This window comes from Bradyrhizobium sp. USDA 3650 (genome assembly GCF_054057395.1).
Genome location: NZ_JBSRZG010000001.1, coordinates 5,171,255 through 5,183,394, shown reverse-complemented (window position 1 = coordinate 5,183,394; position 12,140 = coordinate 5,171,255). Strand labels below are relative to the sequence as shown.

Here is a 12,140-nt window from a genome sequence, read left to right as displayed (position 1 = left end):
ATCCAGATTGTCTTCGCGGAGAGATCCTGGATTGCTTCGCTGCGCTCGCAATGACGTAAAAGATGAAAAGCAGCCTCTACGGCCGGTCCGGATGGTTCAGCATGTATTCGCCGAGGTCGCGCTGGCGTCGGTCGGCGCGGGTGGTCGCGGCGCTGCGCTGGACGTCGCGGTCCTTGCGGCAGGCCACGTATTCGGGCGAGCCGGCCGCATAGCCGCGGCTCTGGCAGACCGCGTCGTCATCGTCGCCGCCCATTGCCACCGGCGTCTGGTAGCGCGCCGAGCAGGCGGAGAGAATGAGGCCCGCAAATGCAATCGCTAGAAACGGCTTCGAATTCATGGCAGGCCCTTCATGCTCATGGTGAGGAGCCCGCGCAGACGCGCGCCAGGCGCGCTCCTCAGGATGAGGATTGAGCGGAAAAATGCGGCCTATTCAAGCCCCATTGCAAACCTCACACCCGCCCCTTCAGCGCATCGCCGATCTCGTCCAGCACCTTGGGGTCCTCGATCGTCGCCGGCATGGTCCAGGCTTCACCATCCGCGATCTTCTTGATGGTGCCGCGCAAGATCTTTCCGGATCGCGTCTTGGGCAGGCGGCCGACGGTGATGGCGAGCTTGAACGCGGCAACGGGACCTAGCTTGTCGCGCACCAGCGCGATGATCTCCTTCTCGATCTCGGCGGGGGCCCGCTTCACACCCGCCTTGAGCACCAGGAAGCCGCAGGGTACCTCGCCCTTGATCGCGTCCTTGACGCCGAGCACGGCGCATTCGGCGACATCGGGATGCGAAGCCAGGATCTCCTCCATGCCGCCGGTGGAGAGCCGATGGCCGGCGACGTTGATGATGTCGTCGGTGCGGCCCATGACGAAGACATAGCCGTCGTCGTCCTTGTAGCCGGCATCCGACGTTTTGTAGTAGCCGGGGAATTCGGTGAGATAGGCTTCCTTGAAACGGTCGTCCTGATTCCACAGCGTCGGCAGGCAGCCCGGCGGCATCGGCAGCTTGATGACGATCGAACCCATGGTGTTCGGGCCGACCGGCTTTGCCGCTTCGTCGACCACGTCGACCTGATAGCCCGGCATCGGCACCGTCGGCGACCCGTGCTTCACCGGCAGCTGGCCTAAGCCGACCGGATTGCCGGCGATGCACCAGCCGGTTTCGGTCTGCCACCAATGGTCGATGACAGGCACTTTCAATTGCTGCTCCGCCCATTCCACCGTCGGCGGATCGGCGCGCTCGCCGGCCAGGAACAGCGTGCGGAACGTCGAGAGGTCGTATTGCCGGATGAATTTTCCTTCCGGATCTTCTTTCCGGATCGCGCGGAACGCGGTCGGCGCAGTGAAGAAAGCGACGGCTTTGTGCTCGCAGATCACGCGCCAGAACGCGCCGGCATCGGGCGTGCCGACCGGCTTGCCCTCATACATGATCGAGGTCGCGCCGTGCAGCAGCGGGCCGTAGACGATGTAGCTGTGGCCGACCACCCAGCCGATGTCGGAGCCGCACCACCAGACCTCGCCCGGCTTGACGCCATACAGGTTGAACATGGACCATTTCACCGCGACGAGATGGCCGCCATTGTCGCGCACGACGCCCTTGGGAATGCCGGTCGTGCCTGACGTATAGAGGATGTAGAGCGGATCGGTAGCGGCGACGGGCACGCAAGGCGCCTGCTTGCCGTCGTTCATCGCCTTGCGGCGCAGGCCCGCCCAATCATAGTCGCGGCCGGGCGTCAGGGCGCAGACGAGCTGTGGACGTTGCAGCACGATGCAGGCCTTCGGCTTTGCGGCCGCAAGCCTGATCGCCTCGTCGAGCAGCGGCTTGTACTGCACGATGCGGCCGGGCTCGATGCCGCAGCTCGCCGACAGGATCAACTTTGGCTGCGCATCGTCGATGCGGGTGGCGAGCTCTTTCGCGGCAAAGCCGCCGAACACCACGGAGTGCACCGCGCCAATGCGCGCGCAGGCGAGCATCGCGACGACGGCCTCCGGGACCATCGGCATATAGAGGATGACGCGATCGCCCTTGGCGACACCAAAATCCTGCATGATGGCGGCGAGCGCCTGCACTTCGGCCAGCAGTTCGGCGTAGGTGAATTTGGTGACGCTATTTGCCAGCGGCGAATCATGGATCAGCGCGATCTGGTCGGCGCGGCCGCGTTCGACATGGCGGTCGAGCGCGTTGTAGCAGGTGTTGACGACGCCACCGCTGAACCAGCGGCCGTAGACCCCCTGCGAGGAATCGAAGATCTTTTTCGGTGGCTCGATCCAGTCGATCTCCTTGGCCGCCTCGGCCCAAAAGCCCTCAGGGTCGGCCAGCGAGCGCGCATAAGCCTCGTGATAGAGGCTCCTTCCGTCGATGTTTCCTTGGACGTTTCCTCGGACGTTCATTCCCGCGCTCCCGTTCCCTTTTATCGCCTGGCATTGACCTTGTGGCAGGACAAACGTCCCGCCATGACAGGGATCAAGTACCGGCCATGTTTGAGGGGTATTTTCCCGGGAACGGGCCGCGGTTCAAGCTGAAAAGAACAACGCTCAGCTATCCATCGCATTCAGCCGCTGCAGCCGGTCCTGCATGACCTTCCTGAGATCATAGCCCGGGCGGCCGAAGCTGGTATTGCGGGTGGCGAGGAAATCGCGCTGGGTGCGGCGGAGGTCGCCGGCCGAGCGGGACCCGGCCGATTTCAGCACTCGCTCGTAGGTCTCGGCGATCTGGCGATCGAGCACGCCCAGCTGCGGATCGGCACAGATCACCTTCTCGACCTCGCGCTTCGCAGTGGCACAATCGAACGACGGGCCATTGCCGGAATTCGCAGCGAGCGGCCGCAACGGCTCGCCGCCGAATTTCGCGATCTCCGCGATCATGGCGCGGCGGCCGGCGGCGGCGTTGTCATTGCCGGGATCGAGCCGCAGCGCGGTCTCGTAGTCGGCCAGCGCCTTCTTGCGCTCGCCCATCTTTTTGTAGAGCACGGCGCGGTTATTGTAGGTCTGCGCGAAATTCGGATCGAGTTTCAGCGCGGCCTCGTAGTCGCTCAGCGCCGCGCCAAGCTCGCCCTTGAGGTGGTAGGAGTCGCCCCGGTTGGTGAAGAAGTTCGGCCGCGGTGCCAGCCGCAGCGCCTGATCGTAATCGGCAATCGCCTTGTCGTACTCGCCCATGGCTGCCAGCGACAGGCCGCGATTGTCGTAATATTCGGGCACCTTAGGATCGAGCCTGATCGCCTCGCCGTCGTCGGCAACCGCCTTATCGAGCTGGCCGAGCTTCTTGTAGGCGGCGCCACGATTGGTGTAGCTGCGCGGCCGGTTCGGATCGAGGCGCAACGCCTCGCTGAGATCGCGGATCGCCTTCTCGTTGTCGCCGCCGAGATAATAGGTCACGCCGCGGTCGGACCAGGCCTGTGCATTGTCAGGCTTCAGCTTGATCGCCTGGTCGTAATCGGCAAGCGCGCGGTCGAGCCGGCGCTGGTTGGTGTAGACGACGCCGCGCAGCTCGTAAGATTCCGAATCCTGCGGATCGAGCTCGATGGCCTTGCTGAGGTCCGCCGCGGCGCGGTTGAGATCGCCGCCGGCCTCGCGGAGGAGATCGCCGCGCAGGCGCCAGGCTTTTGCGTTCTTGGCATCGAGCGCAATGGCGCGATCGATATCCCGCAGCGCCTGCGTGAGGCCGCCCGAGGTCCGCGCATTGGCGTCAGCGCGCACCAGCAATGCCGCGGCGCGATCGGAGGATGGATTTGAGGCCTGGTCAATGATGACGCTGCAGGCCGGGATCAGCTCAGCCGGAGCGGCCTTGCTCCCCATCGCGCAATCGACGCCGGCCGAGGCAGGGGCGACGAGGACGACGCTCATTGCCGCGCTGAGCAGGAGCGAGCGAAACGAGATTTTTGCAAACGAGAGCATTTGCGCGGAAGGATGCGTGCCGCACATGGCATAGGGCTCCGGAACATCAGGCTTTCACCATTGTCGCGGCGGGGAAGCGATGGGTTCAAAATTGAGCCAGTCAGGGGCGCACCAGCGCCCTTCTCACGAGAAGTCGTCATGCCCGGGCTTGAGGTTGCGGAGGCCCTAAAGTTTCAATACCCGTCCACCCCGTTGAGCCGCTGCAGCCGCTCCTGCATTGCCTTCTTCAAATCGTACCCCGGCCGGCCGAACCCGGCGTTGCGGCGGGCGATGAAATCGTCCTGCTCGCGCTGAAGCGCCTTCGCTTCGCCTGCATTGCGGGCTTCGCGCAACACGCGCGCGTTGGCGGCAAAGACCTCACGGTCGAGATCAGCGAGCTCGCGGTTGGCGCAGATCGCCTTCTCGACGGGACGGCGCGCACCCTTGCAAATGAAGCTGGGCTTGCCCGCGACCGCCATCTGCGCGCCGATCCGCTCGATCTCGCGCGCCATCGCCTTGTGATTGGCCTTGGCCTTCTCGTGGTTCGGATCGATCTTCAATGCCGCGCCGAAATCCTGCACTGCCTTGGGCTTGTCGCCCTTCCTCAGCCAGAGCTCGCCCCGCGCGTTGAAGATATCGGCGAGACCGGAATCGAGCTCCAGGGCGCGGCTGTCGTCGGCGATCGCGCGGTCGACCTGATCATGCCGGGCAAACAGCACGCCGCGCGCGATCAGCGCCTTGATCAGGTCGGCCTTCGCCGTCTTCTCGTTGTCGATCACGGCGGCGCAGGCCGTGACTGCCTTGTTGATATCGTCGGCTGCGGCAGCCGCGAGGCACGGCGCGATGTCGACCTGCGGGACCGCGGCCGGTTCGCCGCCGGTCGCGGCATGAGCCACGACGAACGAGAGCGCGAAGAGCATCGCGGCGCCGGACCATTGAATGAGAAAACGCATGCTCGTCACAGTCGGCAAATCTTGGGTGTCAATCTTGAGTTAAGGTCCAGGTTGAGGTCTTGCCTTGGGGCTGCACTATCCATCATACGGCCGGATTGGTGCTAGCTTGTGGCGCCGCTCAAATCGGTTTCGGGGATCAACGTGTCGACATTCGAATGGATCATCGTGCTTCTGCTCGGCGCCGTTGGATTATCGGCGCTGGCGCGGCGGATCAAGGTCCCCTATCCGACCTTTCTCGCGATCGGGGGTGCACTGATCGCCTTTGTGCCGTCGAGCCCGTCCTGGACGCTGGAGCCCGACTTGGCACTGGCTCTTTTTGTCGCACCGGTCCTGCTCGATGCCGCCTTCGACACCTCGCTGCGCGATCTCCGCAACAATTGGGTTCCGGTCTCCACTCTGGTCGTCGCCGCCGTCGGCCTGACCACGGCCGCTGTGGCGTACGTCGCGCACCGGCTGATGCCTGGCATGCCCTGGGCCGCCGCGGTTGCGCTCGGCGCCATCGTGGCCCCGCCGGACGCGGCCGCCGCGGTCGCGATCCTGAGCCAGGTCAAGCTGCCTCACCGCATGGTCAAGGTCCTTGAGGGCGAGAGCCTGCTCAACGACGCGACCGCGCTCCTGATCTATCGCATCGCGGTCGGAGCGATCGCCACCGAGCATCTGGCATGGAGCCAGGTCGCGCCGACCATGGCGCTGGCCCTGGTCGGCAGCGTCGTCGCGGGCCTGGTCGCAGGCCGCATCATTCCGCTGTTCATGGAACGCGTGAAGGAGGCGCCGAGCGCGATCATCGTGCAGTTCGCCACCACCTTCATGGTCTGGATTGCCGCCGAGCATCTCGGTCTCTCCGGCATCCTCACCATCGTGGTCTACGCCATCACCATCGCGCGCACGGCGGGGGCACGCATGCCGGCGCGGCTGCGAGTACCTTCCTATGCGGTGTGGGAGACCATGGTGTTCGTGCTCAACGTGCTCGCCTTCATGCTGATCGGCATGCAGATGCGACCGATCTGGACGCGCCTCGATGCGGACGTGCGCTGGGACTATTGCGTGGCGGCCGCCTGGATCCTGCTCACTGTGGTCCTGGTGCGGCTGGCCTGGATCACGTTCTACCGCACGACGCTACGCACGCTGGTGGCGCACGGCATCTATCACCCCAAGGATCCGAAGCAGGTCGCTTCGGCCAAGGGCGGCCTCATCATCTCCTGGTGCGGCATGCGCGGCCTCGTCACGCTCGCCACCGCCTTTGCCCTGCCGGAGAGCTTTCCGCATCGTGACTTCATCGTCTTCTCGGCGTTTGCCGTCGTGCTCGGCACGCTGGTCGTGCAGGGCCTGACGTTGCGGCCGCTGATCCTGGCGTTCGGCCTCAAGGACGACGATCCCGTCGGCATCGAGGTCGCGCGCGCCCGGGCCGTTGCCTATCGCGCGGCGCTCGACGCAATCGAGGACGATCCGTCGGAGGAAGCGGAAATCCTGCGGCTCGAATATCGCGCCATCCTGATGCAGGCCGACGACGATCCCCATGGCGGCATCACCAACGGCGAACTGCCCGCCGACCCGCTGCGCCGCCGTGGCATCGCGGCCGCGCGAAAGTCGATCTTCGATCTCCGGGCCAGGGAAGTGATCGGCGACGATGCGTTCCATCGGATCGAGGAAGAGCTCGATCGCGCGGAATTGAGCGCGGGAGGTTAAATCTTCTTGACCCCGACAAGGTCCCTGCACAGGTGGCTAGGGGCTTGAACCAAACGCCGCCTCCCCAGACTCATCCCTCATGACGACCCTGATCGACGACCGTCGTGTGCGCGCGCGAGATGCGTCGCCCGCACGATATTTCTATCTCCACATGGCACTGGCCTGCGCAGCCACCGCTTTTCTCGGCTTCGTACCGACCTATTTTGTGCCGCTCGCCAACCGGACACTGTCCGCAAGCCCCGTCATTCATTTCCATGGTCTGTTGTTCTTCACCTGGTCTCTCTATTTCGTGATCCAGACCTGGCTCGCCGCCTCAGGCCGCTTGGTCAATCACCGTGCGCTCGGCATCGCCGGCGTTTCGCTCGCGACCGCGATGACGATCTTCGGCTTCCTCGCCTCCGTCCATGTGATGCAGCATTCCGCAGCGCTCGGACAGAAAGAGGCCGGCATCGCCTTCTCGATCGTGCCGATGAGCGGGATCGCGTTCTTCGCTGGTGTATTCGTGCTCGCGATCATGAACACGCGAAAGCCGGAGATTCACAAACGCCTGATGCTGCTCGCCGCGGTCTCCATCCTCGATGCGGCGATCGCGCGCTGGTTTCTCACCTTCCTCGCGCCTCCGGGACCGCCCGGGCCGCCGCCGGTGCCCGTCACCATCGCGCCAGCCATGGTCGCTTCGCTGCTGCTCGTCGTCGCCATGGTACGCGACTGGCGCACCGAAGGCCGGGTCCACCCGGTCTACATCACCGGCACGCTCGCGATGCTGGCGGTGAAGATCTTGAACTGGCCGGTCAGCGAGACCGCGGCGTGGCATTCGTTTGCCGGCGGGATTCTGGCGCTGGCGCAATAATGTCGTCCTGGCGAAAGCCAGGACCCATTACCCCGAATGCGAATTGTTGAAGAAGCTGGAGCCGGCAGCCTTCGCCAAACCTCTCCCTGTGGTTATGGGTCCTGGATCAGCGCTCGCTACGCTCGCTTGTCCAGGACGACGGCGAATATGGAGCGGCGCCTACGCCCCCGCCTTGCACGTGATCCCGCCGTCCACCACGAGCTCGATCCCCGTCACATATTTCGCTTCGTCCGAGGCCAGGAACAGCGCTGCGTTGGCGACGTCGAAGGCGTCGCCCATGTGGCCCATCGGCACTTGCGCATCGCGCGCGCGCCACATCGCTTCGACGTCACCCTTGGCATAGCTGTTCGCAAGACCTGCGGAATGTTCCACCATCGGCGTCTTCATCAGGCCGGGCAGGATCGCGTTGACGCGGACATGGTGGCGCGCGAATTCGATCGCGGTGGAACGCGTCAACTGGTTCATCCCCGCTTTGCTGACGTTGTAGCTGACATACGAAATCCCGACATGGCGGATCGAGGCGATCGAGGAGATGTTGATGATGGAGCCGCCACCCTGCTTCACCATCACGGGGATGACGTGCTTCATGGCGAAATAGGCGCTCTTGAGGTTGACGCTGAAGACGCGGTCCCAGCTCTCCTCGGTCACTTCGACAACGCTGCCCATCTCGGCGATGCCGACATTGTTGTCGAGCACGTCGACGCGGCCGTAGGCCTTCAGGCACGCCGCGACCATCGCCTCGACCTCGCGCGCGCGAGAGACGTCGGCCGTGAACGCGCTCGCCTGGCCGCCTTCGTCCGTGATGATCTTCGCGGTTTCCTCGGCGGCTGCGCCGTTGCGATCGACGCAAAACACCTGCGCGCCCTCGCGCGCAAAAGTGACCGCGGTGGCCTTGCCGTTACCCCAACCCGGCCCGATCGAGCCGGCGCCCACCACCATCGCAACCTTGCCCTTGAGCCGATCCATCGCGTTTCTCCCTTATTGTTGTTCTTTGTAGCCCGGATGGAGCGCAGCGTAATCCGGGGCCACTGTTCCCGGATTACGCTTCGCTCCATCCGGGCTACGGATCGTTGCAGACCTTCATCGTGGTGACGTTAGCACCAATGGGATGACCGACAATCTCGGACAACGTCCGGCACTTGCCGTCATGGCATAGCCGCCATTCGCCAGCCGCGCCCGAATTGCCCAGCACCACCTCCGGCATCGGCGCGGGCGCGGGCCTCCATTGAAACCAGCCGTCGACGAGGCGCGCCTCGGGCGGCGGCTCCATGCCGGGGCCCGTGCCCTTGACGCGTGCCTGCGTCAGTTCGAGCCCGGCGGAGGTGACGCGCCAGTCCTCCTGCCAATCGACTTTGGCGATCGAATGCGTCCACACCAGCGTGAACGCGGACAGCGCCAGCGCCTTCACGCCTGAGGCTGTGACGAAGCAGAGGCTCACACCGCCTCGACCGGCGCCGGCGGACGCCGACGCCACTGCCACAGCACGATGGCCGCGGCGAGCAGGAAGCCCGCGGTGTCGCTGAACGGGAAGTCGCCGAGCAGGCAGAGCGCGGCGCCGAGCGCGACCAGACGCTCGAGGAACGTCAGCCGCGTGAACAAAAAGCCAATCGCGACCATGCCGAACAGCGCGATCGCCACCAAGGCCTTCAAGCTCGCCAGCGCCACTGCGCCGTAAAAGCCGAGTTTTGCCGCCATGGGATCGCCGGCCTGCAGCATCAGGGCCGGCGAATAGACGAAGATGAAAGGAATGACGTAGCCGGCGAGCGCGATGCGCATCGCCTCCCAGCCGATCTTGTCCGGATTCTCCTTCGCGATCGGTGCTGCCGCTAACGCCGCCAGCGCCACCGGCGGCGAGAGGTCGGCCATGATGCCGTAATAGAACGCGAACATGTGGCTCGCGATCAGGGGCACGCCAAGTTTCGCCAGCGCGGGCGCCGCGAGCGCTGCCGTGATGATGTAGGTCGGGATGGTCGGGATGCCGGTGCCGAGCAGGATCGACAGCAGCATGGTCATGATCAGCGCCAGGAACAGGCTCTTCTCGCCGAGGCCGATCACCCAGCCGCCGAAGATGGTGCCGACGCCGGTCTGCGACATCATGCCGATGATGACGCCGACGATGGCGCAGGCCATGCCGACGGTGATGGCGGATTTCGCGCTTTCGGCCAGCGCATCGCGGCAGGCGCGCAAGGCGGCAAATCCACCGCGCACGAACGCAGTGATCACGATCAATGCGACGACGACGCAGGCGACCGGCACGATCTGAAGGCCGTCGCGCGAGAGCGCGGCAACGACGAGCGCGAGCCCGATCCAGAAGATATAGCGGATCGCCATCGAAGGCGCGCCGGTCGTGATGGCGGTGCCAAGGATCAGCGCCACGGTCAGCGCAAGGCCCATGCTGCCGGCATAGAGCGGCGTAAAACCCTCGAACAGCATGTAGACCAGCGCCGCGAGCGGCAGCACGAGATACCAGCGCGTCACCAGCGCCTTCCAGGCACTTGGAATCTCGGAGCGCTTCATGCCCGTGAGGCCGTGCTTGCCGGCTTCCAGATGCACCATCCAGAAGGCGGAGGCGAAATAGAGCATCGCGGGAATTGCGGCCGCTTTCACGACCTCCGAGTACTGGACGCCGAGCGTCTCCGCCATGATGAAGGCAACCGCGCCCATCACCGGCGGCATGATCTGTCCGCCCATCGAGGCTGTGGCCTCGACGCCGGCCGCGAACGCGCGGCGATAGCCGAACCTGATCATCAGCGGAATCGTGAACTGGCCGACGGTGACGACGTTGGCGACGCCGGAGCCCGAGATCGTGCCCATCATGCCCGAGGCGAACACCGCCACCTTGGCCGGGCCGCCGCGGGTCCTGCCGAATAATCCAAGAGAAACGTCGGTGAAGAGCTGGATCATGCCGGCGCGCTCCAGGAACGAGCCGAACAGGATGAACAGGAAGATGTAGGTCGCCGAGACGTAGATCGGCACGCCGTAGAAGCCCTCGGTGCCGAACGACAGATGCGTGACGATCTGGTCGAAATCATAACCGCGATGGTTGAGCGGCGACGGCAGATACTGGCCGAAGAACCAGTAGACGAGGCAGGCGCCGCACATCAGCGGGAGCGCCGCACCCATCAGCCGCCGCGTGCCCTCGAAGATCAGGATGGCCAGCGCCGTGCCGACCACGAGATCAAGGCGCGTCGGATCGCCGTCACGTGCGATCAAATCCGCATAGAAGATCCACTGATAGAGCCCGCACAGAAAGCCGGCGCCGCCGATCAGCCAGCCGATCGCGCGGCCGAAATCGCTTTTGGCGGTGAAGTTGCCGATCAGGCCGAAGGTGAGGAGAATGAGGAAGCCGACATGGACGCCGCGCACCACTTGGCTCGGCAGATAGTTGAAGGCCGCGACATAAAGCTGGAAGGTCGCGAAGGCGATGCCGATCCAGTACGCGAGCGTGCCCCACCAGCCCGGGCCAAAACCTTCCGGAAAACCGTGCTCGAAATTATCGAACTCGACCTTGATGGGCGCTTCGCTGCCCTCTGCCTTCTCCAGCATTTCAACCCATCCCCAATCGTCGAGCGCTTTTAGCATTGGCACGGTCCATCCGCGCCGTCATGCCCGGGCTTGTCCCGGGCATCCACGGACTTTCTCGCCTGGTCCTGGAACGTGGATGGCCGGGACAAGCCCGGCCATGACGTCCGATAACGAAGGCCGACCTTACTTGATCAGCCCCTTTTCCTTGTAATAGCGGATCGCGCCGGGGTGCAGCGGAACCGGGCTGCCGCTGGCGGCCGTCTCGAGCTTGATCTCCTTGCCGGCCGCATGCGCGTTGGCGAGCTCGGGCAGCGACTCGTAGACCAGCTTTGTCATCTGATAGGCGAGATCGTCCGACACCGCCGAGCTGGTGACGAGATAGTTGATCACGGCCGCGGTCGGTACGTCCTTGTCCTGCCCGGTGTAGGTGTTGGCGGGAATGGTCGCCGCGACGAAGGGCAGGCCGATCTTGTCGACGGTCTCCTTCGGCACCGACACCACCGTGATCGGGCTCGAGGTCGACAGATCCTTCAGCGAGGCCACGCCGAGGCCGGCCGATTGCAAGGTCGCGCCGAGCTGGCGGTTTTTCATGAGATCGACGGATTCGGCAAACGGCAGATACTCGACCTTGCCGAGATCCTTGTAGCTCATGCCGGCTGCCGCCAGGATCGCGCGCGAATTCAGCTCCGTGCCCGATTTCGGCGCGCCGACCGACAGGCTCTTGCCCTTGAGATCCGCCAGCGTCTTGATGCCGCTCTCGGCGGTCGCGACGATCTGGATGTAGTTCGGATAGATCGCGCCGATCGTGCGCAGCTTGTCGAGCTTGGTCTTGAAGCCCGCCTCCTCCTCGCCGTCCCAGGCCGCTTTCAGCGAGTCGCCCAGCGTGAACGCGATCTCGCCGCGGCCCTGCTGGAGCAGGATCAGATTCTCGACTGACGCCTTGGTGGCTTGCACCTGCGTCTTCACGTTCGGAATCTTGTCGCCGTAGATCTTCCCGATCGCGACCCCGAGCGGATAGTAGACGCCGGAGGTGCCGCCGGTCAGCACGTTGATGAAGGATTGCGCCTGCGCACAAGGTGCCGACGCAGCCAGAGCAACAGCCGCGGCCACGCCGAAAATCGTCCGTTTCATGATCTTTTCACTCCCCAAACCGGCCGGGAAGTTGGCCGGATGAGGGGTGCGGGTCAACCCATCCAAAAGTCAAAACAGGACTGCGGTAAATGGCTGTCCTGGCTCGATTTTTGGGGAACCCGGCGGGTG

Annotated in this window: 10 protein-coding genes; 2 read left to right on the top strand and 8 right to left on the bottom strand. The window is 64.5% G+C overall.

Going from position 1 to position 12,140, the window contains the following annotated elements:
- Positions 1–76 precede the first annotated feature (76 nt).
- The 4 genes from ACVIN2_RS24210 to ACVIN2_RS24195 form a co-directional block, all read right to left on the bottom strand.
- Entirely contained in the window at positions 77–337 is a 261-nt protein-coding gene (locus ACVIN2_RS24210) for a hypothetical protein (RefSeq protein WP_007597509.1), read from the bottom strand.
- A 112-nt stretch (positions 338–449) separates the two neighbouring features.
- Positions 450–2,384, bottom strand: coding sequence for a propionyl-CoA synthetase (locus tag ACVIN2_RS24205; RefSeq protein WP_456767481.1), 1,935 nt, complete (start codon positions 2,382–2,384; stop codon positions 450–452).
- A 144-nt stretch (positions 2,385–2,528) separates the two neighbouring features.
- On the bottom strand, positions 2,529–3,914 hold the full coding sequence (locus ACVIN2_RS24200; RefSeq protein ID WP_456767480.1) for a tetratricopeptide repeat protein: 1,386 nt from the start codon (positions 3,912–3,914) through the stop codon (positions 2,529–2,531).
- 146 nt (positions 3,915–4,060) lie between these two features.
- Positions 4,061–4,819, bottom strand: coding sequence for a tetratricopeptide repeat protein (locus ACVIN2_RS24195; protein WP_456767479.1), 759 nt, complete (start codon positions 4,817–4,819; stop codon positions 4,061–4,063).
- A gap of 108 nt (positions 4,820–4,927) precedes the next feature.
- Between ACVIN2_RS24195 and ACVIN2_RS24190 the strand changes: the two genes are divergently transcribed.
- Both ACVIN2_RS24190 and ACVIN2_RS24185 read left to right on the top strand, forming a co-directional pair.
- A complete protein-coding gene (locus ACVIN2_RS24190) occupies positions 4,928–6,505 on the top strand; it encodes a cation:proton antiporter (protein WP_456767478.1) in 1,578 nt (525 codons plus the stop codon).
- A gap of 79 nt (positions 6,506–6,584) precedes the next feature.
- Positions 6,585–7,355: a hypothetical protein gene (locus tag ACVIN2_RS24185; RefSeq protein ID WP_456767477.1), complete on the top strand. Its 771-nt coding sequence runs from the start codon at positions 6,585–6,587 to the stop codon at positions 7,353–7,355.
- A gap of 159 nt (positions 7,356–7,514) precedes the next feature.
- Here the strand turns inward: ACVIN2_RS24185 and ACVIN2_RS24180 are convergent, their stop codons facing one another.
- The 4 genes from ACVIN2_RS24180 to ACVIN2_RS24165 all read right to left on the bottom strand — a co-directional run bounded on the left by ACVIN2_RS24180 (position 7,515) and on the right by ACVIN2_RS24165 (position 12,011).
- The gene (locus ACVIN2_RS24180) at positions 7,515–8,321 is read right to left on the bottom strand and encodes an SDR family NAD(P)-dependent oxidoreductase (protein WP_456767476.1); all 807 of its coding nucleotides are present in this window, start codon (positions 8,319–8,321) and stop codon (positions 7,515–7,517) included.
- Positions 8,322–8,415: 94 nt separating this feature from the next.
- Positions 8,416–8,829 carry a DUF1850 domain-containing protein gene (locus ACVIN2_RS24175; RefSeq protein ID WP_456767475.1) on the bottom strand — a complete coding sequence of 138 codons (414 nt, stop codon included), beginning with the start codon at positions 8,827–8,829 and terminating at the stop codon, positions 8,416–8,418.
- On the bottom strand, positions 8,790–10,901 hold the full coding sequence (locus tag ACVIN2_RS24170; RefSeq protein WP_456767474.1) for a TRAP transporter permease: 2,112 nt from the start codon (positions 10,899–10,901) through the stop codon (positions 8,790–8,792). Before ACVIN2_RS24170 ends, ACVIN2_RS24175 begins: the two co-directional genes overlap by 40 nt.
- A gap of 162 nt (positions 10,902–11,063) precedes the next feature.
- A complete protein-coding gene (locus tag ACVIN2_RS24165; RefSeq protein ID WP_456767473.1) occupies positions 11,064–12,011 on the bottom strand; it encodes a TAXI family TRAP transporter solute-binding subunit in 948 nt (315 codons plus the stop codon).
- Between the last annotated feature and the right edge of the window lie 129 nt (positions 12,012–12,140).

What these genes read in the sequence shown, in the direction of transcription:
- ACVIN2_RS24210 (WP_007597509.1), bottom strand. Translation starts at nt 337, where the DNA reads ATGAATTCGAAGCCGTTTCTAGCGATTGCATTTGCGGGCCTCATTCTC.
- ACVIN2_RS24205 (WP_456767481.1), bottom strand. Translation starts at nt 2,384, where the DNA reads ATGAACGTCCGAGGAAACGTCCAAGGAAACATCGACGGAAGGAGCCTC.
- ACVIN2_RS24200 (WP_456767480.1), bottom strand. Translation starts at nt 3,914, where the DNA reads ATGTGCGGCACGCATCCTTCCGCGCAAATGCTCTCGTTTGCAAAAATC.
- ACVIN2_RS24195 (WP_456767479.1), bottom strand. Translation starts at nt 4,819, where the DNA reads ATGCGTTTTCTCATTCAATGGTCCGGCGCCGCGATGCTCTTCGCGCTC.
- ACVIN2_RS24185 (WP_456767477.1), top strand. Translation starts at nt 6,585, where the DNA reads ATGACGACCCTGATCGACGACCGTCGTGTGCGCGCGCGAGATGCGTCG.
- ACVIN2_RS24180 (WP_456767476.1), bottom strand. Translation starts at nt 8,321, where the DNA reads ATGGATCGGCTCAAGGGCAAGGTTGCGATGGTGGTGGGCGCCGGCTCG.
- ACVIN2_RS24170 (WP_456767474.1), bottom strand. Translation starts at nt 10,901, where the DNA reads ATGCTGGAGAAGGCAGAGGGCAGCGAAGCGCCCATCAAGGTCGAGTTC.
- ACVIN2_RS24165 (WP_456767473.1), bottom strand. Translation starts at nt 12,011, where the DNA reads ATGAAACGGACGATTTTCGGCGTGGCCGCGGCTGTTGCTCTGGCTGCG.